Source organism: Mesorhizobium sp. ArgA1, assembly GCF_053714375.1.
Genome location: NZ_JBSKBQ010000009.1, coordinates 1 through 22439 on the forward strand (window position 1 = coordinate 1; position 22439 = coordinate 22439).

Below are 22439 nucleotides of genomic sequence, written 5' to 3' on the forward strand. Positions count from 1 at the left end.
TCGCCGAGGCTGCGCGCTACGCCCTCGCGAAACAATGGATGGTCGTCGACAATGGCAATGCGGATGGCGTGGGTCACGATTGCTCCTCGATGGACAATGATATCACCAGTCGTGTGCCTTGTGGGCCGGATACGGTTTCGAACTGGCCGCCTATGCTCTCGATACGCTCCCGGAGACCGGCGAGGCCAAGGCCCTCGCTTCTTGCCGGGTCGAATCCGGGACCGCCGTCCAGCACCTCGACGAACAGCTTGCCACCTTTCATTGCCGCTTTCACCGCCTGATCCCGACCTTTTCCATGGCGATAGGCATTGTTCAAGCCTTCCTGGACAAAACGATAGATGCTGATCTTCTCGGAAGGACCGGGTTCGCGCAAGCGCTTCGGCAGCGTCAGCAAAACCGAGGTTCCGGTCCGCCGTTGGTGTTCGGCGACCGCCAGCCGCAATATGTCCAACACCGCCGCCGTCTCGATCTGCGGCAGGACGAGACCGTTGCAGATGCCGCGTATCTCGTGGATAGCTTCGTCAAGCGTTTTGTGGATGTCGGCGATCTCGGCTTCGCGCAGCGCGGTGGAGGCGCCGGGATCAAGCAGGATCGGGCTGTCCATCCTGAGTGCCGCCAGCGCCACGAGTTGGGCCGGCCCGTCGTGGAGATCGGCGCCGATGCGCCTGAGATAGCGTTCGTTGAGCGCGGCGGCGCGGCGCGAGGCGTGCTGCACGCGTTGGCGCAGCGATGAATTCTGCGACAGCAGCGCCCGCAATTCGGCAATCTTGGCCTCAAGCGCCGTCCGCTGGGTTTGAATGGTGCGGCTGCCGCGAAAGACGATGCCCGACAAAAGCGCCAATGCCGCCGCCGTGGCGCCGGCCACCACCAGCCAGCTTTGCCACAGGGCGACGTTCAGAGTCGATTCGAAGTCGTCGGCAACCTCGTAGAACTCTGAAACGGCAACGACTTCGCCCGACCAGGGTTCGCGTATCGGATTGTAGATTTCCAGCAGCGGTCCAGCCACCGTCTTTTTCTCGTATGAGCTCTCGGCGTCGTCATCGAGGTCGTTGTACTCGGCCACGACATTGCCGCTGAAGGCGGCGACCAGGTTGGCGTTCGGCTCGAACACCTTGCCGATCAGCGTCGTATCCTTGGCGTAGAGGATCGTGCCGTCGCGCCGCCACAGCTTGAACGACGCCAGCCGCTTGCCGAGTGCACCCTGGTCGAGCGTCTCGTCCAGCGCCCGCTTGACGGTGTCGTCGAGCTCGCGGCTTTTGCGCATGTCGGGCAACAGCGGCGCGATCACGCTGTCGACATAGAGCGCCGTGGTCGCGGCGGAATTGCGCATGACGCCTTGCCGGATCTGCGAAGTCACCCACAGGCCAACCACCAGCATCACCACCAGCAGCCCGATACCGCCGGCAATGAGGAACTGCAGGGCCAGCGATAGTCTGCCCCACCGCTGCAAGAATTCTCCCAGGAAAACCCCAAGCAATCGCACGATCCACCTTTCCCACCCGGCCTGTTATAGAGGCACAGCGGCGTTTGCGACATTGCCTGTGCAAGATTTTACGCCCATGGAAAGTTTGGCGTGCCAAGGGTGATGCTCCTGCTATTGGCGCACCGGCCGATAGGTCTCACAGTTCCTTCTCCGCCAGTTCGCGGAAGGCGTCGGGAACCGAGCGCCGGGCTTCCAGCGCCACCGCGCCATAGCCGACCGCCTCTTTGCCAAAGCGCTGGCGGATCTTGTCGATGGCGCGGTCGGCGCCAAAGCGCGCCAGGCCCTTTTTGCTGCCGGGCCGCTGCTTCTCGTCATCGAGGCCGAGCGGCAACTCGAGCTGCAGCTCGGCACTTTCTTCCAACTGCGACACCGAGATCGCCAGCAGCGAGATGGTCTTCTCCCGCGGGTTGGCGGCCAGCACGCCGCGCACCAGCTCCTCGGCGATTTCGGCCAGCATCGCGGTTGCCGAAATCGGCTGATCGAGCGTCACCGAGCGCGTGGCCGCATGCAGATCGGCGAAACGCACCCGCACCGTCACCGTGCGGCCGGGCCGCGATTTCGCCCTGAGCCGGCTGGCGACCCGGTCCGCCAGATGCAGAAGAACAGGTCCGAAGACATGGGCCTCGGCCGGCCGCTTGCCGAGTGCCGACTGTGCGCCGGCCGAGTGCGCCCGCCGGTGCGTCTCGAGTTTTCGCGGATCGCGGTTCCATGCCAGCGATGCCAGCTTCTCGCCGGCGGCGGGGCCAAGCAGCCGGCGCAACGCGCCGCTATGGGTCTTGGCCAGCTGGCCGATGGTCTCGACACCGATCTCGGCCAGCCGCGCCTTGGTCGCCGGGCCGACGCCCCACATCAAGCCGACCGGCAGGTCGTGCAGGAAGGCGAGCTCCGTTTCCGGATCGACGACCACCAGCCCGTCGGGTTTCGCCACTTGCGAGGCGATCTTGGCCAGGTGCTTGGTGCGCGCCACGCCGATCGAGATCGGCAGGCCGAGCTCGGCCCGCACACGCCGACGCACCGTGGCGGCGATCTCGGCCGGCGCCCCGAACAGATGCGTGCAGCCGGCGACATCGGCAAAGGCCTCGTCGATGGAGATGCGCTCGACCAGCGGCGTAAAATCGTCGAGCACTTTTATCGCGGCATCGCCCATCCTCTGGTACTCGCCGAAATTTCCGCCAACAAAGATCAACTGCGGGCAGAGCTCCCGCGCGCGTCGTCCCGGCATCCCGCCGCGCACGCCGAAAACCCTGGCTTCGTAGGAAGCGGCCAGCACGACCCCGCCACCGACGGCAATCGGCTTGCCCCTGAGCGACGGGTCGAGCAGCTGCTCGACCGAGGCATAGAAGGCATCGAGATCCGCATGCAGGATGGTCGGTTCCATCCCGGCCGTTCCTTTAGGCGTTGCAGCATTAGCCGCGTCTGTTGCGAGGGGTGGCTTTTCAGAACAAATAGAGAACAAACAGGGTCCGCTGTCAAGCGTGGCGTTTAACCTTCGCAGGAGATCCGGCCGTCGATTTGCCTTGCCGCCGGATGCAGGGAACATTGTCTCTCGCCACGGCGTTGATTGTCTCGATGGGACATTGTTTCGTGGAGGCCGGTATGGGCCAGTTCGAGATGAGCGACCTCGTCAGCGTCATTGACGCTTGTACGAGCGATCGCGTTGCCGGGCACTGCGTGTCTATGGCCAAGGCGGTGGAAGAGTTGCGGGTGCTGACGGGTGATTTTGTGTCGCCGGACGAGGCAGTCGCCAACGCGCTGTCGGCGGTAGCGCTGGGACGCGGCTGTGCGGTGCTGTTCGACGAACAGCCGGGCGCCGATATCCTGCTGATGCCATAGGCTCAATGCCGCAAGCGCTTGAAAAAAGGCCGTCCGTCCCGGGCGACAATTGACCATCACCGATGCGCCGAAGGCTGCGTTCTGGAAGCTTTATCATTAAGTTGATGGCCGGCAGGTGATGTCAAATCTGTGTTCGATACTGCTCGATAAGTTATGCGACGACGGTCATGGGTTCCACTGGTTGCGACCTAAGTATCCCAGCATTTAGGCCTAAGGTCTGATCAGTATAGGGCGTCAGTCGCGCAAAGGGCCGGTTCGCCCAAGGGTGTTCATATTTATATTTATATATCAATTGGTTACAAGATTTGCCCAACCTTTTTGCAAAGCCGATTGTCGCGTATCGCAACCACATTTATCTAAAGTTTACTCCATCGAATTAGCAAATTCTCATATGGCGCTGCTATAGCGAGTCAGCGGTGGCGGCTATCCCCCGAGGAGGTATCATGACATCCCGAAAAACTCTTTTGGCGGCGCTTGCCGCGTTTGCGCTCCTGGCCTCTCCGGCCCTGGCTGGTGCCGGTGGCAACGGTGGCGGTAACGGCGGTGGCCACGGCCATGGTGGCGGTAACGGCGGCGGCAACGGCAATGGGGGCGGCAACGGCAATAGCGGCAAATCCGGCGACAGCGCTTCGCATGGCAAGTCGGCATCGACTCATGCTGGAAAGAAGGCCTCGACCGATGACGTGGCTGACGTCGATGACGTCGAGGTGGCCGCGACGCCCAAGGAAAAGAACATCCATGCCAAGCTTGGCCGGCTGAACTCGCTGCAACGCAACATCAACGCCTATATGAACTCCAAGAGCAAGAAGTTCGCCGGCGTTCAGGCTTATGTGACGGCGTCCGCGAACGCCAAGCTCGCCGCCGCTGCGCTTGAGGAAGCAAATGCGGCGGTGACGGAGGCCGAGGACGCGGTGACGGCCCAGCAGGCGGTGTTCGACGCGGCGAACGCGATTACGCCTCCAACGCCCGAGGAGCAGGCGGCACAGGACGCGACGATCGCGGATCTGGAAGCTGCGGTCACGGATGCTGAGACAGCAGCTGCCGCGGCGCAGACGGCGGCGGACACAGCTGTCACCGACATCCCATCGCTCGATGACGCACTCGCCGATATGGCCAACAAGCCGGTCGACGCCGAGGTCACCGACTGGGCCAACGGCGTGCTTGCCGAGAAGATCGACCAGATGGCGGCCAAGCTGGCACCTGCGCCAACGCCGTAAAGCCGATCGCGGCTGAAACGGCCCAATCTATATGCCGCCGGGGTTCGCCCCGGCGGTTTTTTTGCCGGCACGAGGGAACTGCCAATATCAAGGGAAAAGCGGTGCTAACCCCAAGTACGGCATGGAAAATCTTCACTCCCGAGTGTAGTCTTCGCAATGTTGGGGTAGACGGCATAGGGGAGAAACGACATGCCTAGGGTTTCGGAACTTTTCTTTAAAACCGCCATCGTGTTCCTGATATTGGGAATTGCGGCTGGCCTGCAGATGGCGATCTCAGGCGATCACAGCGCCTTCCCGGCGCATGCGCATATCAACCTGCTGGGTTGGGTGACGAGCGCCATCTTCGGCGGCTACTACGCGCTCAATCCGCAAAAGGCGGCACGCCGCGTCGCCATGATCCACTACTGGCTCTATACGGTTGGCGTGGTGATCATGCTGCCGGCCCTCTACGTGATGCTGCAGGGAAACCCGGCGCTTGAGCCTGTCGTTGCCGGCGGCTCGCTCATCGTCGCCGCCGCTGTTCTGGTCTTTGCTTTTGTGGTGTTCTCACCCGAAACGGCACGTTCGGCCGCAGCCGTGCCGTCGGTTTCTCGCTGACTGTCCGCGCAAGGCGATTGAAGTCTGACCCGCGTCGCGAATAGCGACGGGGTCGGTTGGCCTGATGGCTGCAGCCAGCGGTTGCAGCGCGCGCGGTCGCGTCGGCTACCGGCCCTCCCGTATTATTTAGTGACCATTTGGCGCTGGAACCTTCCCTGGTACCGCGCGTTGCCGCGACTGTATTCGTGCTGCCTTATAAATAGGCAGCACTGGGTACAGCTAAGCGGGCAAGGGGCAAAACAGGGTTGGGGAGGAGCACGGCACCATGTCGAAAAGAGAAATCGGGGCGTCCGCCTCGCTGGGCAGACGCGTCGCCGATCTGAAAGCCAGGATGCGAAATGCCAGGATTACCGAATACGAGATGGAGACATTCCAGAAGGTCGCAGCCATTATGGGGGGCAGCGAAGGGTCCCTACGCCTCGACGCCGACGATCTGATTGCGGCGTCCTTCGTCACCGAAGCACTCGGCGATTCCGCGAACTGAAGGCCCGATTGCCCCGCCGTCGGCTTTCAAGCGCCGGCGGTTGCCGGCCGGCCGAAGCGTGCGCGCGCGCTCAGCGCCGGGCGATTGCTTGCGCGCTTGAAGAGGTCGGGTGAGCGATCTCAATGGCGCTTGAAATACTGGACTTCGCGTTCGTGTTTCTCGGCCGCCTCGCGGCTGTCGAACGTGCCAAGGTTGCGTCGCCGTCCGGTCTTTTCATCGACCTTGCGCGAATAGAGGCGATATTTTCCTGATTTGAGTTTTCTGATCATCGGTCTCTCCCTGATCCCCAGGGCGCCGCTGAAGCCAAACCGCCAGGGCGCACTGGCGTGACGAAGGAAGGGCCTGGCCGCAGCCCGACCCTTCGAAAAATATCAGTCGCGATGCTCCGGCATCGCCTTGAGCTGGTCCTTGGTCCAGCTGGTGACGGCGTGGACGTCGCCATCCTCGTCGCGCATGAAGTCAAGCTGACTGGCGGCGACAGCCACCGGCTTGGCGCCGATGCCAAGAAAGCCGCCGACGTCGATGACAACCTGACTGCCATGCAGATGATCGACAGAGCCGATCTTCTTATCGTCAGGACCATAGATGGTCGCGCCTTCGAGTATGTCGGGCGTCAGTTCCGTGCTGGCAAGTCGTGCGTGATTGGTGTGATCCATGATCGATCTCCTCTGGGTTCGGACAATTTCCTAACCAGCGAACAGGCGAAGGGTTCCGGTAAAACACCACGAAAGTCCGGTGCAGACAGCTTCGGGCCTACACCTCGTCGAAAGGACCACCGCGCCGCGCCGGGTCGCGACCGATGGCGGCTTCCTCGGCATCGTCGGGCAAGGCATCGTCACTGTCCTGATAGGGGTTGTCGTCGTCTTCCTCCGGCAGGTCGCCTTCCTTCTCGACACCGGTGGTGTCCGGCAGGCTTTCCTCATCTGCTCCGTCGGGCAGGATCCTTGCGCCACGCAGCGCATCCCAGTCCTGCTGGCGCGGTGTCGGCGCTTCCACTTCGTCGCTTCGCTTTCTACGCGGGTCCATAATTTTTCTCCCTGGGTCGGTCCTCTGCATCGAGAAGTGGAACTCGCCGCTGGCAAGCAGGTTCCCGAAACCGGTCCACCTTGCTTGGGGAATGCCCTGGAACCACTGGGGGGAACCAATTGCCGCTGGGCTGCATTTGCCAAAACGAAGACGATTCCGGACGGAGACGGACAATGAAGATTCTTGTTTTCTTGCCGTGCGCTCTGCTGGCCCTTGCCGGCCCTGCCGCCGCGCAAGACAACGGCGAGGGAGCTCCTCCCGTGCCTTGCCAGGCACAGCCCCAGGATGGCGGCCAGCAGCCGCCTCCCGGCGATGACGGCAATGGCAATTCGACTACCGATCTTGGTTCTTGCGGCGGCGTGCTGCAGCCGCCGCCCAGCGGGGATCAGGGCATGACGCAGCCGCCGCCGGATCAGGGCAAGACGCCGGTGATCAAGCCCGGCGAGGTGCCTGTGCAGCCGCCGAAGCAATGATCTCGGCTGAGGCCCTTGTGTGCCGAAGCCGGCCGGTTCCAGCCTTGGCCAAGCGTAGCGCAGTCACCGGATCAATGCCGGTCCAGGCAATGCCGGCCGTTTCGGCAAAGGCTGTGAAAGCCCGCCGCGCCTGGTCCTTGGTCAAGTGTCCGGCCCTGGCCTTTTCGCAAGCCCTCAATGCCGTGTCGTAGATTTTGCCGCGTCTGGCCTGCGGCCATTCCTTAAGAAAATTATGCATCTCGGCCAACGTCGCGATGTTGCGTTTGAAGCCGGCGCCCACCGCAATCGCCACGGGAATTTGGAGCCGCAAATCGTCCATATTGAAGGTCTCCTGAGGGATCGTCTTCAATGCCAATCATGCCGATGCGGTTCCAGCTGACATGACCGGAAGTAGTAGCCGCTTGCGGAACAAGACCGTACTGGCGGCGTTTGCCTCCAGGAGCCCGCCATCTCGATTTGTGCTGTTTTCGCCTCGTGCGGGGACACGGCGGAGCTCGCACACAACGACAGGAGACGAAGATGAAAACCGTCCTTATTCCCGCTGTCGCCGGGCTCGCCATGATCGCCGGCCTCGGCGTTGCCGCCGCCGATGAGGTCATCGTAACACAGCCGGCACAGCAGCAGGTGATCATCACCCCCGAACAGCGCACGGTCGTGCGCCAATACGTAAAGAAACATCCGCTTGCGTCGATCAATCTGCTCGGCGTCGAATTGAATGTCGGCTCCGCCTTGCCCGACACTGTCGAGTTGCAGGAGGTTCCTGACGTTCAGTACAGATACGCCGTCGTCGACAACCACACCGTGCTGGTCGATCCCAGCACGCGAAGAATTGTCGAGGTGGTCGAGTAACGCTCGACAACCGACCTGACTATTTATCGGTGATACCGGCCCTGTCGTTCTTCCCAAAGGGCGGCAGGGCCGAAGGACGAAAAGAAAGGAGTATTGCCATGTTGCCGCATGTCGAGACAAATGTGGCGGCGTGTTGTGACAAGCTGTTGGCCGAGCGCAGCACCGCGCTGCTGTCAATGAAGGAAGCAATCGCGCTCCTGCGCGAGCGCACCGGAACGGATCGTTCGGATGCCGACCTCGCCGGGCTGATTGTCAAGAAGGCAGCGCTACTGGGCGTCGCCGTGGTTTCGGATCAGCACTGAGACGTCTCGTCCCTCAAGACGCCGGCTGAATTTTCGGCTAATGTTTTCGTGGAATCTGGACCAACCGATCGGACCCAACCACGGAGGCTTAAGTGACGGACGACAAACAGGACCGTATTCGCCAGCGGGCGCACGAGATTTGGGAAAACGCCGGCCGGCCCGAAGGTGCGCATCAGGAGCACTGGGAACAGGCCACGGCTGAAATCGATGGCGCAGCCGCCAAGCCGAAGAAGGCGGCGAAGAAGGCTGCTGCGAAGCCCGCCAAGGCCGACGCCAAGCCAAAGGCCGCAAAGCCGGCAGCTGCAAAGTCCGGCAAGGCCAAGTCGAAATAGGTCAAGTCGAAACAGGGCAAGGCTGAAATCGCGCGGCGGGCCCATCCTTGGCGCTCGCCGTTGAGCCCGAGACTCTCAACCTGACGAATTGCGACTGCAACGGCAGCGCAATTTGTTTTTTCGCGACAGGGCAAACCGCGTCTCATGCCTCCCAGGCATAACTCGACAGAGCAAAGCGGATACCGGCAGCTGTCATGGCCAGTTCGCATTCGGTGATCTGGCGCAAGTGCCGAAGATAGCGCGCCACCGTTTGCGGCAGCCAGCCGGCGCAGGCCTCGACATAGGCGCGGCTGTGAACGAGCGTGCCGGTCGACAGCCTCTCCTCCTTCTCGGCAATCACCTTCAGATACTGGCGGATGAAACGGATATCGTCGGCGATGTCCTGGCTGGCCATTCGCCAAGCTCCGGCAAGGCGTTCGCGTTGGTCGAGCGACAAGGGCGGCAGCAGTGGCAGTGACAACAACGGGCGGGAGAGGTCGGCGAAGGCGGCATGGTTCGCTGTGCTCACGGAATTCCCCCTTGTTGAAAAGAATTGTTGAAAGGATTATCGTACTTTATGTACGAAATAACGTCAAGCCGACTTCGTACAATTTGAACTGTTCAGCGCGGGACGTGACTTGCCTCTTCCACAAGGGAGAAGGCGAAATCTGGCCAACACTCCCACCGTGACGTTTCAAAAAAGACTCTTCCCCAATGCGTCGAACAGTGCTTTAACCCGCTCATCCACAGGGGTGCTCCGTATGGTCGGGGCTGAGATGCGGGCGGCAAGCCTTCGGACCCTAAAGCTGATCTGGATAATACCAGCGGAGCGAGGCGGGCGATGTTTTCAGGCGCACAGATTTCCCTTTATCCCATGACCGACGATTTCGTCGGCGTCATCCTGGGCGCGCTTGGCGCGCTCGATCCATGGCGTGACCGGCTGCGGATCGAGACCGACGACATCTCGACGCTTTTGGTCGGGCCGCCCGAAGTGCTGTTCCCCGCCATGCGCGACCTGTTCGTGGCGGCGGCCAAAAGCGGCAGGCACTGCGTGCTTTCGGCTGCGGTTTCGCGCGGCTGCCCGGGTGAGCCCGACGATCCGATCTGCCGCTCCGACCAGACCGGCGGACCCGCCATTCCGCTGGACGAGCGCAAGGTTGCCGCGATCCGTGCCGTCCAGGCGACGCCATCGACGGACCAGCCGGTGGCAGCGCAGTTCTCGCTCTATGTGATGGGCACGGGCGACCATATGGATGAGATCTATGGCTGCATCGATTTCCTGAAGCAGTCCGGCGTCTTTGATCGCTCAAAGAACTTCTGCACCAAACTGCGTGGCGATGCCGGCGCGGTGTTTGCAACGCTCACGGAGGCCTTCTGCCGCTTCGGCCCCGGCGCCGGCCATGTCACCCTCGACATCACGATTTCGGCGAACAGCCCGAGCGCCGTCTGAGCCGCGCTTTTTCGCGTGCCGTGGAGGGAAATTGCCCTGGCTGTTTTGCCCAACCCATTGCGTGGAAGAGATGCCTTCACATCTGACCTTGAGCTGCAGGGCGAAGGGGAAGCTTCGGCGATTGGCGAAGGCGGACGCGACATCCAATCTCCCCCACCAGGGGGCAGATCAGCTGTGGCCTCGGTCATCGCCAGAACTGCACCCGCCGCCCTTTCCTTCGCCCTGCTCCTCGCGGCCTGGGAGTGCTACGCACGCTATGGCGGCGCGGCGCCCACCATGCTGCCGGCGCCGTCGCGCGTGCTGCTGCAGGCCTGGGATAATCGCGCAGCACTCGCCGAAAACACGCTTCCCACCATCCGCGCCACATCAGCCGGCTTTGCCTGCTCGCTGGTGGCTGCCTTCGTGCTGTCGGCACTGGTCGATTTCTTGGCCCCGCTGCGCCGCGCGCTCTTCCCGCTGCTGATCGTCAGCCAGACCTTGCCGCTGGTGGCGATCGCGCCGCTCATCGTGCTGTGGTTCGGCTTCGGGCTGATGCCAAAGATCCTGCTGGTCGCGCTCGTCACCTTCTTCCCGATGATGGTGGCGCTGGTCGAGGGGTTCGCCGCGACGAACAAGGAGATTTCCCAGATGCTCGCCGCCATGGGGGCAGGGCGCTGGCGCATCTTCTGGCTGGCGCGGCTGCCTTCCGCGCTGCCCTATTTCTTCGCCGGGCTGCGCATCTCCATTACCTATGCCGTGGTCGGCGCGATCTTCGCCGAATATGCGGGGGCGGCGAAGGGGCTGGGCATCTACATGCTCAACGCCAAGAACAATTTTCGCCCCGATCTGGTGTTGGCCGCGGTCGCCGTCAGCGCGGCGCTCACGCTTGCGTTGTTCGGCCTTGCGGTGCTCATCCAGCGCCTCGCCATGCCCTGGGAAAATGCCGGGAACGACAGCCGCGACCGCAAGCCTTCGGGAGAGAGCCGCCAATGACGCGGCTCGAACTCCGCGATGTCAGAAAAAACTTCGGTGCACTGGAGGTGCTTGCCGGCATTTCGCTCCATGTCGCGGCCGGCGAGTTCGTCTCCATCCTCGGCCCCTCCGGCGCCGGCAAGTCGACGCTGTTCCAACTGCTGACCGGCGCGCTGAAAGGCGAGGGCGAAATGCGCTTCGACGGCGCGCCATTGCAGGGCAGCCCGTTCGCCTTCATGCCGCAGCGCGATGCGCTGATGCCGTGGCGGCGCGTCATCGACAATGTGACGCTGGGGCTGGAAGTGCAGGGCGTGCCACGCCGCGCCGCCCGCGAGCAGGTCGCGCCGCTGTTTGCCGAGTTCGGCCTTGCCGGCTTCGAGCGCGCCTGGCCAGCGGAACTCTCCGGAGGTATGCGCCAGCGCGCCGCCCTATTGCGCACCGTGGTGCAACGGCGCGGCATGCTGCTGCTCGACGAACCCTTTGGCGCGCTGGATGCACTGACACGCGCGGCCATGCAGCGCTGGCTGGAAGGCATGTGGCGGCGCCACCGCTGGACGGCGCTGCTGATCACCCATGATGTGCACGAAGCCGTGTACCTCTCCGATCGCATCTATGTGCTGTCGGCGCGGCCGGCCCGCATCATCAGCGAGATCGCCGTGCCGCTGCCGCGCCCGCGCGCCACCGGCGGCGATGCCGCGCGCCAGGCAGCGGTGCTCCAAGCCGAAATCCTCGACACGCTGCTCAATCCCGGGGCTGACCGAGCCTCGTTCCCGCAGACCCTCCAAAGGAGATCATCATGACCGACTTCACCCGCCGGCAAGCCCTGCTTTTGACGCTGGCTGCCGGACTGCCGCTGGCCTCGCGCGCTCACGCGGCTGCGCAAAAAATCACCGTCGCGCTCGACTGGACCGTCAACACCAACCACATCGGCCTGTTCGTGGCCCGCGACAAGGGTTTCTACGACGAGGCCGGGCTCGACGTTGACATCCTGCCCTATGGCGACACCGGCGCCGGCACGCTGGTCGCCAGCCGCGTCGCCGATTTCGGCATTGCCGGCGTTGGCCTGTTCACCCAGCGCGCCGCCGGCGCCGATCTCAAGGCGGTCTATGCCGTGGTGCAGCAGGAGACCGGTCGGCTGGTCTTCAACGCGGATCGCAGCGAGATCAAGAGCCCTAGGAATCTTGACGGCCTGACCTATGGCGGCTTCGGCAGCGCCTGGGAAAACACTCTGATCTCGACCATCATCCGCCACGATGGCGGCAAGGGCAGTTTCGAGACGGTGACGCTCGGCACCTCGGCCTATGAGGCGCTGGCCAACGGCTCTGTCGATTTCACGCTGGAGGTCTCGACCTGGGAAGGCGTCGACGCCGAGCTGAAAGGCATTAGGCAGCGCAGCTTCCGCTACGCCGATTACGGCGTGCCCGACGAGCACACCACCGTCATCGCCTCAAGCGATGCCTATCTCCAGGCAAACCCTAAGGCGGCGTCTGCCTTCGTCGAGGCAACGCGGCGCGGCTATCAGTTTGCCGTCGACCACCCGCAGGAAGCCGGCGATCTGCTGATCGCTTCCAACAAGGATGCTCTGACCGACCCGGTCCTGATCCACGCCTCGCTGAAGATGCTGGTCGACGGTCACCTCCTCAGAAGCGAGGCCGGCGTCATCGGCACCATCGACAAGGCCAAGATCGAGGCGATCGGAAACTACCTCTTCACCGCCGGCATCCTGCTCGACGCCGACGGCAAGGCGTTGAAAGTGAAGCCCGATTTTGGAGCGTATTTCAGCAATGAGTTTTTAGGATAACGGTTTTCGCGAGCAGATATCTCAGCCGCTGTGCGTCCACGGTCCCTTGGGTGCAGGATCGGTCAATGCCAGCAACCGCTGCTGCAAGGCGCCGGTAGCGAAAAAATTGACCGTCGCGAACTGGCCGATCATGAAGCGGATTACGGTGACAAACAGCGTGCCGCCATCGTGGACGATCTTGAGCATGCTTCCCGTTCCGAACATCCGGAACAACTCCACGCTTTGGATGTCGCTAGCGGGGATGTCGATCGTGACTTTGGCGCCGGTGATCGTCAGCCCCCGCTCGCTGACCTCGGCCGTGCCTCTCATCGCCTTGGTGCTCCACCCGACCGTACCGCCCTGATGGTAGATGACCTTGTAGGGTTTCATCGCTTGGCCCTCACATATCGATCATCGAGCGCTTCACCCGGCCGATGATGGTGATGGCGCCTTCCAGCGCCGGCGGCGGGATGTCCATGTAGGAGGCCGGCTGGAAGGGCGGGTTCTCGTTGGGGCGATAGCGTTTGTAGGTGGCCTGGCCGCTTTCGTCCGAAATGACGTAGCAGCCATTGGTCACCAGACGCTTGTCGCGCAGATTGACGAAGATGATCGAATCCGGCGGCGAGATCTTGTTCATCGACGGGCCGTCGACGCGTAGCGCGATCCATTGGCCCTGCTCGAGATCGGTGGTTGGGATGGTCGGATAGTCGCTGAGATTGACCACCATGTCCTGGCTGCCGAGTTCGCCGGCGCTGATCCACGAGACGATGGGCACGTCGACCGTGGCCAGCGACGGCATCGGGATCTGCCGGCCCGCCTCGTCAAAGCCGAAATGGCCGCCCGAAAGGCTGCCGCCCTCGCCATTGAACAAGAGCCAGCCGGGATCGACGCCGAACAGACGGCCATATTTCTCCGCCGCCTTGCGCGACAGCGGCCGGTTGCCGTTCTCGTGGCTGATCAGCGTGTTCTTGTTGATGTCGCGCAATGCCCGCGCGGCATCGCTCGGCGAGGCATAACCCGCCTCCGCCCGCGCCTGCTGCAATCTGTGCCTCGGTTCCTTCATCGTACAAATTGCCTGAAATTTATCGTCCGTATTGTACGATTTCGCTTGCGTGCGTTTCGTACATATCGTACGCTTAGCGCATGATCGAACAAACCGCAAGCGTTTCCGCAGGCATCGTCAGCTTTCTCCAATCGTCCGGGCTGTCCTCCTCCCCGGTCCGGACGCAAACCGGGGCTTTTGCCCCGGATCCGGTCGAACTCCCCCTGTCGACCGGAACGGCCGGAGCCGTTCCTCTCCCGGCTCCGGCCACTTCTCTGCATCAGGGCGCCGCCGATGCCGGCAGCGTCTCCTGTATCCGCACCGAAGACGGCACCGTCATCCTGTTCGACCGGCTGACGGGCAGAGCGGTTTCCGGCCTCACCAGAGTGGCGGCCGAAGCCGCATTGCAGCGCCTCGCCGCCGGCACCCTGCCGGCCGCCTGACGACACCAACCCACACACTCATTTGAACCTTGCCCGGCCTTCAGGCCGAGCGCTCGCCTTTGCGCGCAAATCAATGGATCCGACATGACTGCCTATACCGACACCGAATTGCAGGAGATTGCCGTCTGGTTGAAAGACGGTCTGTCGGCAACCAGAATCGCCGTCCGCTTTACGGCGTTGCGCGGCAGCCCGGTCTCGCGCAACGCCATCATCGGCATCGTCCACCGCAACGCTGCGCTGAAGACCATCGGCTTCGCCAAACCCAAGGGTGGCCGATCCGGCGGCCGGCCGAGGAAGAATGCCACAGGGAAGACTGCGGCCAATGAGAATACGCCCAAGAGCGCGCCGGTGCAGCCGAGCAGGCTCGCAAGGCGGCCAGACGCTTCGAAGCACGCAATACCACCCTCGCATGTCGCCAGACCGGTCCGTCAGCCACTGGCCAAGCCGCTGTCGCCTCGGCCGGCGCGTTCGATCCCGGGTGAGGGGCGGCTGGTGGTGGATGGCGAAATCTACCGTTTCAAGATCCCGGCGCCGCGCCCTGCCACCATCGGGCGCCAGCCGCATGTCGCCGCCATGCGCCTCATCGACTGCCTGTTCGACCGCTGCCGTGCGCCGCTCGACCTGACGCTCGAAGAAGACCCTGAAAACGATGCTCCCGGCAGCCGGCCGGGGCCGGAGATGTTGTGCTGCGGCCTGCGCACAAGGGCGCTGAAGAGCTATTGCGCCTACCACCAGGCGCGCTTCCACCGGCCCGTGGCCGAAATGGTTTAGGCGGCTAGGCTCGGTTCCTCGCCCCCGCAACGCGGGGGAGAGGTGGCTCGGCGAAGCCGAGACGGAGAGGGGGACGACGTCCGCGAAGCCAGAACCGTGAGGAACGAGGGCTTCGTGCTCGGTGAGAGCTGGTTCACAGCCGCCGCGCTGCCCCTCTCCGTCTCGGCTTCGCCGGGCCACCTCTCCCCATTTCATGGGGCGAGGAACTCAAGTCCAGTTCAACACTCAATCCCCAACAAGGACCACCCGATGAGCAAAAAAGCCGCGCAGAAAGCAAAACCGCCAAAACTGCCCAAGGACGAGGCCGAGCAGGTGCGTATCCGCCGCGAGATAGGCCATGACTTCGCTCTGAAGGACGACCGCTTCGGCCGCAAGCGGCTGAGTGTTGGCACCGAAGAGGCGCGTCGCGTCTACGAGGTCTCCAATGACGGCTACACCACGACCGGCGGCATCGTGCGGGTGCGCAATGTCGATCCGCTGGTGGGAATCACCTCGCTGACGCGTCAGCAGCGCGAGGCCGGTCAGCGCTTTCGCGATAATTTCGAGCGCGCCTCACGCGAAGGGCTGCGGCCGATGCCGTGGGAAGAACGCGTCGACTCAAGCCGCATCAATGGCGGCGTCCCCGACCGCATGCTCAACGCCGGCCGCGCCCATGCCGGCGCCAATGCCGCATTGGCGCATTGGGAACTGGCCGACGCCGTGCGCCAGATCTGCCTCGAAGGCCAGTCGGTGAAGTCGCTCGCCGAGCGCACCGGCGAGGGGCGGGATGTGGTAGTGAAGCTGCTGAAGATCGGGCTCGACCTGCTGGCCGTGCATTACGGGATGATGCTGATGCGCAAGCCGCGATAGGCCAGCGATCACGCAGAAAAGCAGCCGGCCGACAAATGCCGGCCGGACCCGTTCACGCTACCAGGATCACCATTCGCAAACGCGGACTTCCTCAACGATCCTGTGGTGATGGCGCCAATGCTTGACCAGTTCTATGTGGCAGCGGCGATGATGCCTGTGGTACCTGTGATACCTGTAGCTGTTGTCGTAGGTATCATACTGATAATAGGGGCGAGCAACGTAGCGATCGCCGTAATAGTCGCGATATCCGTCATTATAAGAATCGTCATAGCCGTTACCGATGCCGATCACGACGCGCCCGCCGGCACTCGCCGGGACGACCATCGCCGAGGCTGCGGCGATAGCGACAATCGAAGCAAGCAGGAGCTTTTTCATGGCTGCCTCCTATTCAAGGTTGATCTAATACAATCCCCGAGACGCAACCTCGTTCCAAAGTTTTGCAAGATGTGAACACCCCTGCGCGCGGGTGCACGCGGGATGAGGGTAGCCACCGTAGCCACCTGTCAGCATCATCCCTTCGATCTTGAACCCTTAGCTGTCCCAGCTATCAAACCCAGCATGTGAACCAGCAAGGGACCGTATAAAAACAAGCGCTTGGGGCGGTTCAGTGAATCAATCTCTGAACCTGCTCCAGGCGCCTTTCTTGTCTGGCTTCGCCGCCTCGCCAGCCTCCGGCGCCTTCTCCCACCCGAACACGCTGCGCCCTCCCAGCAGATGCGACTGGTCGAACTCGCCGGCGACGATCTCTTTCAGGCTCGGCCCGGTGACATAGCGCTCCAGCCGCCGCGCTTCGCCATCCAGCCGTTGCAGCGCGCCAAGCTCTTCTTCGCGACCGAGCTTCGCCTTGCCGACGGCCGATTTCAGCACCGCGATCGTCTCGTCATAGACTTTCAGTGGCACCGGGAACGGGTGGCGGTCCTTGCCGCCATGGGCGAGCGAAAAGCGCGCCGGATCGGAGAAGCGGCAAGGCGCGCCGTGCACCACTTCGGCCACCATGGCCAGCGCCCGCACCGTGCGCGCGCCGACGCCAGGCACCAGCAGCAGCCCGGGAAAATCGGCCGGCCCGCTTTCGATGGCGGCCGAGATGTTGCCGTGCAGCCGGTGCATGACGATGTCGCTCTCGCGCACGTCGTGGTGTGCCGGCATCACCAGATTGGGCAGCATCGGCTGGGCGGCCGGTTTCGCGGGCGGTACTTTCGTCGGCGGCTCCAGCACGGCAAGCTCGTCCAGAATCCGCTCCGGGCTCATGGTCTTCAGCAGGTCGAGCTGCCCGGTCCGTGACGGCTCGGCGCGATGGTCGGTGAGGTTGACGATCTCGCCCTGGGTCTCGCCCTCGATGGCCGCATGTGGCTGGTCGACAAAGCTGGTCAGCCCTTCCGACAGCCAATGGTAGCGGCGCGCCTGGCGGCTCTCGCCGTTCATGCCTTGCTGCACAACCGCCCAGCGGCTGTCGTCGGTGACGATGAAGCCGTGCAGATAGAGGTCGAAACCGTCCTGCACGGCGGCGCTGTCAACCTTGGCGACAAGGCGGCTGGCGGTGGCAAGCGCCGCGCCATCGATGCCCACGCGCTCGCCGATCGCCGTCAGCTCCTGCGGCGTCTTGCGCGAATGCGCGCCGCGCCCGCCGCAGACATGGATGCCGAGCTCGCCGGCAAGCGGGTTCAGCCCGCGCTTCAGCGCGCCGACGACCGAGGTGGTGATGCCCGAGGAGTGCCAGTCCATTCCCATCACGGCGCCGAAGGACTGGAACCAGAAGGGATGCGCCAGCCGCCGCAACAGCTCGTCGCGGCCATAGTGATGGATGATCGCCTCGCACAGCACCGCGCCCAGCCGCGTCATGCGGTCGCCCAACCATTTCGGCACCCGCCCGCCATGCAGCGGCAGGTCCGCACTGCCGCTTCGCTGCGTCAAATTTCGCCTCCGTGGATGGCGGCGCACCGACGGTGCGCCTGTGATCTAGATGGCATTTGGGTTGAGATTTGCAAGCAGGCAGGTGCCTGCGCCTTTTCGCTCGGCTGTCGCCCGCCTGCGGCATCCTTGCGATCCCACCAAAACCGTTTGAATATGCGCGTCGCCGCTTGGGGGAGCACACGTGGCGCACATCGCTGTGGTCACGCATGAATACGACCGGTTCCAGACGCCGTGGCACCCGCTGCGCCGGCGCGACAGCCCGTACATGCTGTTCGACATTCTGGCCGAGCTCGAGCGGCGCGGCCACCGGGTGAGGCGGCTTTGCGGCCTGTCGCAACCGCCCGATGCCGATCTCGCCATCCTGCATGTCGACGCCACCATCGTGCCGCAAGCCTATGTCGACTATGCCGTCCGCTTTCCGTTCTGTCTGAACCTTGCGGTCTCGGACATTTCCAAGCGCCGCATCAGCCAGGCGCTGCTGCGCGATGGCGACGGCTGGCGCGGGCCAGTGATCGTCAAGAGCAACCTCAACCACCACGGCCTGCCCGAAGCACGCTTCAATCTGCGCGCCGCGCGCCGCGGCCGCCCCACACCTTTCCCAGGCGTGCGCGAAATGCCCCGCTACGAAGTTTTCGCCGCGCGTAGCGACGTGCCCCCCGAGCTGCTCGAACGGCCCGATCTGGTGGTGGAAAAATTCATCCCGGAAATCGTCGCCGATGGTTTCGGCACCCGCATCTGGGTGTTCTGCGGGACCCACGAACGCTGCGCGCGCTATGTTTCGCCCAACGCCGTGGTCAAAGCCTCCGAGACGATAAGGCGCGAGCCGGTGCCGGTGCCCGACGAATTGCGCCTTCTGCGCGAAGAACTCGGCTTCGACTACGGCAAATTCGATTTCGTCATCCACCAGGGCCAGTCGGTGCTGCTCGACGCTAACCCGACCCCCGGCCGCCCGAAAAGCGTGCGCTCGATGCTGGTGGAGGCGGCGGCGAACTTGGCGGATGGGTTCGAGGGGATGATGGGGCGGGGTGGGTAGCGCCGGCCATTCTCTTCATTCTACCACCCCCTCCTAAAATAGCGCCCGTTCCAGCTCCAGCGATTCCGCAAACGGCGTCGCCAGATGGTGGCGGTCGCGGTAGGCGAGCCGGCCGCTAATGAAGACATGGCAGTCTTGGCGTCGCGAAATGGTTGGTCACGTGTCACGACCGAGACCGGGACCACGATCGGGGTGCGGTCACGGAACAAATGCACGGCTTGAATTTGATGAGCTTGTACCTAGCGCAGTTCAAGCGCGGCTACGCCTTATACATCGGTCTATCTGTTGCGGGACCGTACTGACGAAGGCGGCAACCAATCTTTCGGCTTCTACATGGAGCCGTCTCTCGGCAAGGCGTCGCTCTTTCGCGACCCATCCCGGAAGGGGCGCCCTCAGCGGAATAGGTCGGGTCGGCTCCGACCCAAGAGCCATCGGAAGTATGAGGAAAACATTATATGATTGCGCGGCAGGTGAATTTGCCGACGAGCGCCGATGCCCATCTTCTCAGTCAAGCACACGACCGTCTATCGCTATCGCCAGCCCGTGAGCTTTGGCGAGCATCGGGTGATGTGTCGGCCGCGCGACAGTTTCGATCAGCGGCTGCTGGACCATGCTTTGTCCGTGGACCCCGAACCGAAGGCGGTTGGCTGGATCCATGACGTTTTTGGCAATTGCGTTGCAGTGATCGATTTCGAGGGTTCGGCCAAGGAACTCCGTTTCGCCACAGACATCCGGCTCGATCACACGCCGCAGCATGCGCCCGATTTCCGCATCGATGAGACCGCGCTGATTTATCCATTCTCCTACGATCCCGACGAGGCGGCCGACCTCGCTCAGACAATGGAGCGCCATCATCTCGACGACGACGACGAGGTCGGCAAATGGGCGCGACAGTTCGTCAGTGCCACGGGACACACCGAAACCGGCAAATTGCTGATGACGCTCTGCTACGCCATCCACGAGAGCTTCGTCTATTCCCGAAGGGTCGAAACCGGGACGCAGCCGCCGCTGATGACCCTGCATCTGCGCAAAGGCACATGCCGGGACTTTGCGCTTTTCATGATGGAGGCGGTTCGCTCGCTCGGCTTCGCCGCCCGCTTCGTCACCGGCTACGTCTATGTGCCGAGCCGCGACAGTGCGGATGTGCGCGGCGGAGGCTCGACGCATGCCTGGTGCCAAGTCTACCTGCCCGGCGCCGGCTGGGTCGAGTTCGATCCCACCAATGGCATTGTCGGCAACCGGGATTTGATCAGGGTGGCCGTGGCCCGGCATCCTCGACAAGCCATACCGCTTTCTGGAAGCTACTCCGGCAGTGCGTCGAGTTTTCTGGGGATGACCGTTGATGTGAAGGTGGCCAAGGAAACCGGCGCATAGGCGCGCTCGGCGTGGCCGGCCTGGCGTTCGTATAGTGGCCGCCGACAGGCTGGAGCCGGGTGAGATGTGTTCCAGCCTGGGGAACACCTCTCACCCGCATTTGCCCGATCCGGGAGGGGACGGATCGGAGCAATGTGACCCGTCCCTCGAGGAGAAAGGTCAGGCCGCCAGCGCCCCCGCTGTTTTCATCTCACCACCCTCTCAACCACCGCCCGTTCCACCACCGGCTCCAGCGATTCCGCAAACGGGGTCGCCAGGTGGTGGCGGTCGCGGTAGGCGAGTTTGCCGTTGATGAAGGCGTGGCAGGTGTTCTGGTCGCAGAACTGGTTGGTCAGGTCGATGTAGCTGGCGCCGGGCACGGTGCGCACGATGTCGCGCTCCATCGCCGCGCCGGCGTCGTTGGCGGCCTCGGTCCGTTTCTGGTCGCACATCGACGGCGTCTGCCCGCGCCACAGCGCGCGCGCCACGCAGGTGTCGACATGGTCGTCGTTGAACGGCACGTCGCGGATGAAGGCGACCTTCAGCCCGGCCCGGCTGAACGCTTCCAGCGTCGCGCGCAGGCCGGTCCGCGCCTCGGCATCCCGGCTTTCGGGCATCTGCATGCCGACCGACATCTTGCGCAAACTCGACTGCGCGATCTCCGAAATCACCACCAGGCTCGGCCGCGCGGCGATGATCTGCCTGATCGATCGCTCGCGCCACTGGTCGCACTCGGTATAGTCGCGTTTCAGCTTGCTCACCCAGACCGTCATCCGCGAGGCCCGGCAGGACGATTTGAGCCAGGTGACGACCTTGGTGTTGTTTTTCTCAGCCGCTTCGATCAGCGGCGTCGACCAGTGGTCGGCGTGCGAGTCGCCAAACAGTGCAATCGTGTGCCCGGCGGTTCTGGTTCCGAACATGCAAGGTTTTGGCGTCACCGTCTCATAGCTGAGAACGCAGCCGGCTTTGCGGGCGGTGGAGGGGCGCGCCGCACTGGCGGCGATGCTGCGCTGCTGTGGGTCGAGATCGTGGACGACCAGCCTGGCATTGGCGTAGGCGGCTGCGACGCCGGTGCCGGTGAGGAGGACAGCCGGCACCAGCGCCCGCGCCGCGTTGGCCATCAGCCAGCCGTTGCGACGGATCGGGTTTTCGATGACATGGTAGGTGAACAGCGACAGCGCCAGCGTCAGCGCCATGCAGCCGAGCCGCTGCAGCGGCGAAAGCTCGGGCACCAGCGTCGCGGCATAGACGATCACCGGCCAGTGCCAGAGATAGAGCGAGTAGGAGAGCTTGCCGACCCACTGCAGGGGCGGCAGCGCCAGGACGGCACTGGGGCCATTCCTGGCGCCGGCCGCTCCCGCCAGCAGCAACAGCACGGTGCCGGCCACCGGCATCAGCGCCATGAAGCCGGGGAAGGGGGCGTCCTCGCTAAAGCTGAGATAGGCGCCGCCGATGAATGCCAGGCCGAGCCATGCCAGCGGCGCGGCGAGACGTGGGCGGTCCTGCCAGAATTTCTGCGGCACCATGGTCGCCAGCCCGCCGGCGGCGAATTCCCAGGCGCGCAGCGGCGAGAAATAGAAGGCCCAGGGCTGCGCCATGGTGGTGAGCCAGGCACAGACGGCGAACGAAATGAGGCCGGCAATGCCGATCACCAGGATCGCGCCGCGCTTGCCGGGACGCAGCCATGCCGCCAGCAGCAGCAGCGCCGGCCAGGCGAGATAGAACTGTTCCTCCACCGACAGCGACCAGAAATGGATGAACGGGTTGCTGGTCGCATCCGCCGCGAAGTAGTCGAACGACCAGCGGATCAGCCAAAGGTTGATCATGTAGGCCGAGGCGTACATGGCGCCCTTGGAATAGAGCGACTGTTCCTCCGGCGACAGGATGAAGGCGCCGGCCACCAGCGTGGCAAGGATGACGAAGAGCGACGCCGGCAAAAGCCGCCGGGCGCGTCTGGCGTAGAAGCGCCACAGGTTCAGCCGGCCGGTCTCGGTGAGTTCGGCGAGCAGGTGGCGGGTGATCAGATAACCCGAGATGACGAAGAAGATGTCGACGCCGGCAAAGCCGCCGGGCAGTCCACTGAGGCCGAAATGAAAGGCGATCACGCCCGCCACCGCCAGTGCACGCAACCCTTCGATATCAGGCCGGAACGATGCTGACACGATCGAAACCTCGTGTAGTTCGTTAAAATCCCACCCTGGCAAAGGGTCGGCCCCATGCGCCGATATCGCAATGCAACAAATCTAACGCAGTGCAACATAAGGGGAGATCGGCTCGCCGC

At 63.5% G+C, this 22439-nt stretch carries 29 protein-coding genes and 1 riboswitch; of the genes, 17 read left to right on the forward strand and 12 right to left on the reverse strand.

Annotated features, from left to right (window positions below):
• Positions 1-73 precede the first annotated feature (73 nt).
• Together ACWGTI_RS19485 and dinB are read right to left on the reverse strand one after the other, a co-directional pair.
• Positions 74-1450, reverse strand: a complete 1377-nt coding sequence (locus ACWGTI_RS19485; protein WP_454588615.1) for a sensor histidine kinase — start codon at positions 1448-1450, stop codon at positions 74-76.
• Between the two features lie 169 nt (positions 1451-1619).
• A complete protein-coding gene (gene dinB / locus ACWGTI_RS19490; protein WP_454588616.1) occupies positions 1620-2861 on the reverse strand; it encodes a DNA polymerase IV in 1242 nt (413 codons plus the stop codon).
• A gap of 218 nt (positions 2862-3079) precedes the next feature.
• Here dinB and ACWGTI_RS19495 point away from each other — a divergent pair, with 218 nt between their 5' ends.
• The 4 genes from ACWGTI_RS19495 (at position 3080) to ACWGTI_RS19510 (ending at position 5614) form a co-directional block, all read left to right on the forward strand.
• On the forward strand, positions 3080-3316 hold the full coding sequence (locus ACWGTI_RS19495) for a hypothetical protein (RefSeq protein WP_454588617.1): 237 nt from the start codon (positions 3080-3082) through the stop codon (positions 3314-3316).
• 443 nt (positions 3317-3759) lie between these two features.
• Positions 3760-4533 carry a hypothetical protein gene (locus tag ACWGTI_RS19500; RefSeq protein ID WP_454588618.1) on the forward strand — a complete coding sequence of 258 codons (774 nt, stop codon included), beginning with the start codon at positions 3760-3762 and terminating at the stop codon, positions 4531-4533.
• Between the two features lie 189 nt (positions 4534-4722).
• Positions 4723-5130 carry a hypothetical protein gene (locus ACWGTI_RS19505; RefSeq protein ID WP_454588619.1) on the forward strand — a complete coding sequence of 136 codons (408 nt, stop codon included), beginning with the start codon at positions 4723-4725 and terminating at the stop codon, positions 5128-5130.
• Positions 5131-5395: 265 nt separating this feature from the next.
• Positions 5396-5614, forward strand: coding sequence for a hypothetical protein (locus ACWGTI_RS19510; RefSeq protein WP_454588620.1), 219 nt, complete (start codon positions 5396-5398; stop codon positions 5612-5614).
• 119 nt (positions 5615-5733) lie between these two features.
• Here ACWGTI_RS19510 and ACWGTI_RS19515 read toward each other — a convergent pair whose 3' ends face one another.
• The 3 genes from ACWGTI_RS19515 to ACWGTI_RS19525 form a co-directional block, all read right to left on the reverse strand.
• Positions 5734-5883 carry a hypothetical protein gene (locus ACWGTI_RS19515; protein ID WP_142870100.1) on the reverse strand — a complete coding sequence of 50 codons (150 nt, stop codon included), beginning with the start codon at positions 5881-5883 and terminating at the stop codon, positions 5734-5736.
• A gap of 102 nt (positions 5884-5985) precedes the next feature.
• The gene (locus ACWGTI_RS19520) at positions 5986-6270 is read right to left on the reverse strand and encodes a PRC-barrel domain containing protein (protein ID WP_454577382.1); all 285 of its coding nucleotides are present in this window, start codon (positions 6268-6270) and stop codon (positions 5986-5988) included.
• A gap of 97 nt (positions 6271-6367) precedes the next feature.
• The gene (locus ACWGTI_RS19525; protein ID WP_454588621.1) at positions 6368-6640 is read right to left on the reverse strand and encodes a hypothetical protein; all 273 of its coding nucleotides are present in this window, start codon (positions 6638-6640) and stop codon (positions 6368-6370) included.
• A 173-nt stretch (positions 6641-6813) separates the two neighbouring features.
• On the opposite strand from ACWGTI_RS19525, the gene ACWGTI_RS19530 reads away from it, so the two are divergent.
• Positions 6814-7113 (forward strand): hypothetical protein, encoded by a 300-nt coding sequence (locus ACWGTI_RS19530; RefSeq protein ID WP_454588622.1) that lies wholly within the window; start codon positions 6814-6816, stop codon positions 7111-7113.
• Here ACWGTI_RS19530 and ACWGTI_RS19535 read toward each other — a convergent pair.
• A complete protein-coding gene (locus tag ACWGTI_RS19535; protein ID WP_454588623.1) occupies positions 7073-7432 on the reverse strand; it encodes a DUF982 domain-containing protein in 360 nt (119 codons plus the stop codon). The genes ACWGTI_RS19530 and ACWGTI_RS19535 overlap by 41 nt on opposite strands.
• Before the next feature lie 200 nt (positions 7433-7632).
• On the opposite strand from ACWGTI_RS19535, the gene ACWGTI_RS19540 reads away from it, so the two are divergent.
• The 3 genes from ACWGTI_RS19540 to ACWGTI_RS19550 all read left to right on the forward strand — a co-directional run bounded on the left by ACWGTI_RS19540 (position 7633) and on the right by ACWGTI_RS19550 (position 8596).
• Positions 7633-7962, forward strand: a complete 330-nt coding sequence (locus ACWGTI_RS19540) for a DUF1236 domain-containing protein (RefSeq protein ID WP_454588624.1) — start codon at positions 7633-7635, stop codon at positions 7960-7962.
• Between the two features lie 98 nt (positions 7963-8060).
• Positions 8061-8264 carry a hypothetical protein gene (locus tag ACWGTI_RS19545; RefSeq protein WP_454577377.1) on the forward strand — a complete coding sequence of 68 codons (204 nt, stop codon included), beginning with the start codon at positions 8061-8063 and terminating at the stop codon, positions 8262-8264.
• A 92-nt stretch (positions 8265-8356) separates the two neighbouring features.
• A complete protein-coding gene (locus ACWGTI_RS19550; protein ID WP_454588625.1) occupies positions 8357-8596 on the forward strand; it encodes a DUF2934 domain-containing protein in 240 nt (79 codons plus the stop codon).
• 142 nt (positions 8597-8738) lie between these two features.
• Here ACWGTI_RS19550 and ACWGTI_RS19555 read toward each other — a convergent pair whose 3' ends face one another.
• Positions 8739-9104 carry a hypothetical protein gene (locus ACWGTI_RS19555; protein WP_454588626.1) on the reverse strand — a complete coding sequence of 122 codons (366 nt, stop codon included), beginning with the start codon at positions 9102-9104 and terminating at the stop codon, positions 8739-8741.
• Between the two features lie 209 nt (positions 9105-9313).
• A riboswitch (TPP riboswitch) is annotated at positions 9314-9426 on the forward strand.
• On the opposite strand from ACWGTI_RS19555, the gene ACWGTI_RS19560 reads away from it, so the two are divergent.
• The 4 genes from ACWGTI_RS19560 (at position 9417) to ACWGTI_RS19575 (ending at position 12777) form a co-directional block, all read left to right on the forward strand.
• Positions 9417-10025: a YkoF family thiamine/hydroxymethylpyrimidine-binding protein gene (locus ACWGTI_RS19560; RefSeq protein WP_454577374.1), complete on the forward strand. Its 609-nt coding sequence runs from the start codon at positions 9417-9419 to the stop codon at positions 10023-10025. (Overlaps the previous riboswitch by 10 nt.)
• 174 nt (positions 10026-10199) lie before the next feature.
• A complete protein-coding gene (locus ACWGTI_RS19565) occupies positions 10200-10997 on the forward strand; it encodes an ABC transporter permease (protein WP_454588627.1) in 798 nt (265 codons plus the stop codon).
• Positions 10994-11776, forward strand: a complete 783-nt coding sequence (locus ACWGTI_RS19570) for an ABC transporter ATP-binding protein (protein WP_454588628.1) — start codon at positions 10994-10996, stop codon at positions 11774-11776. The genes ACWGTI_RS19565 and ACWGTI_RS19570 overlap by 4 nt, the downstream gene beginning before the upstream one ends.
• Positions 11773-12777 (forward strand): ABC transporter substrate-binding protein, encoded by a 1005-nt coding sequence (locus ACWGTI_RS19575; RefSeq protein WP_454588629.1) that lies wholly within the window; start codon positions 11773-11775, stop codon positions 12775-12777. Before ACWGTI_RS19570 ends, ACWGTI_RS19575 begins: the two co-directional genes overlap by 4 nt.
• A gap of 21 nt (positions 12778-12798) precedes the next feature.
• Here ACWGTI_RS19575 and ACWGTI_RS19580 read toward each other — a convergent pair whose 3' ends face one another.
• Positions 12799-13146 carry a hypothetical protein gene (locus ACWGTI_RS19580; protein ID WP_454588630.1) on the reverse strand — a complete coding sequence of 116 codons (348 nt, stop codon included), beginning with the start codon at positions 13144-13146 and terminating at the stop codon, positions 12799-12801.
• 10 nt (positions 13147-13156) lie between these two features.
• Positions 13157-13819: a LexA family transcriptional regulator gene (locus ACWGTI_RS19585; RefSeq protein WP_454588631.1), complete on the reverse strand. Its 663-nt coding sequence runs from the start codon at positions 13817-13819 to the stop codon at positions 13157-13159.
• Positions 13820-13899: 80 nt separating this feature from the next.
• Here ACWGTI_RS19585 and ACWGTI_RS19590 point away from each other — a divergent pair, with 80 nt between their 5' ends.
• The 3 genes from ACWGTI_RS19590 to ACWGTI_RS19600 all read left to right on the forward strand — a co-directional run bounded on the left by ACWGTI_RS19590 (position 13900) and on the right by ACWGTI_RS19600 (position 15861).
• Entirely contained in the window at positions 13900-14241 is a 342-nt protein-coding gene (locus ACWGTI_RS19590; protein WP_454588632.1) for a hypothetical protein, read from the forward strand.
• A gap of 84 nt (positions 14242-14325) precedes the next feature.
• Positions 14326-15012, forward strand: a complete 687-nt coding sequence (locus tag ACWGTI_RS19595; protein ID WP_454588633.1) for a GcrA cell cycle regulator — start codon at positions 14326-14328, stop codon at positions 15010-15012.
• Between the two features lie 249 nt (positions 15013-15261).
• Positions 15262-15861, forward strand: coding sequence for a DUF6456 domain-containing protein (locus tag ACWGTI_RS19600; RefSeq protein WP_454588634.1), 600 nt, complete (start codon positions 15262-15264; stop codon positions 15859-15861).
• Positions 15862-15927: 66 nt separating this feature from the next.
• Here ACWGTI_RS19600 and ACWGTI_RS19605 read toward each other — a convergent pair whose 3' ends face one another.
• Positions 15928-16236 carry a hypothetical protein gene (locus ACWGTI_RS19605; RefSeq protein ID WP_454588635.1) on the reverse strand — a complete coding sequence of 103 codons (309 nt, stop codon included), beginning with the start codon at positions 16234-16236 and terminating at the stop codon, positions 15928-15930.
• Between the two features lie 237 nt (positions 16237-16473).
• Entirely contained in the window at positions 16474-17772 is a 1299-nt protein-coding gene (locus tag ACWGTI_RS19610; protein WP_454588636.1) for a DUF763 domain-containing protein, read from the reverse strand.
• A gap of 181 nt (positions 17773-17953) precedes the next feature.
• Between ACWGTI_RS19610 and ACWGTI_RS19615 the strand changes: the two genes are divergently transcribed.
• Complete coding sequence (locus ACWGTI_RS19615; protein WP_454588637.1) at positions 17954-18805, forward strand: hypothetical protein; 852 nt, start codon at positions 17954-17956, stop codon at positions 18803-18805.
• Positions 18806-19297: 492 nt separating this feature from the next.
• Complete coding sequence (locus tag ACWGTI_RS19620) at positions 19298-20179, forward strand: transglutaminase family protein (RefSeq protein WP_454588638.1); 882 nt, start codon at positions 19298-19300, stop codon at positions 20177-20179.
• 185 nt (positions 20180-20364) lie between these two features.
• Here ACWGTI_RS19620 and ACWGTI_RS19625 read toward each other — a convergent pair whose 3' ends face one another.
• The gene (locus ACWGTI_RS19625; protein WP_454588639.1) at positions 20365-22320 is read right to left on the reverse strand and encodes an acyltransferase family protein; all 1956 of its coding nucleotides are present in this window, start codon (positions 22318-22320) and stop codon (positions 20365-20367) included.
• Between the last annotated feature and the right edge of the window lie 119 nt (positions 22321-22439).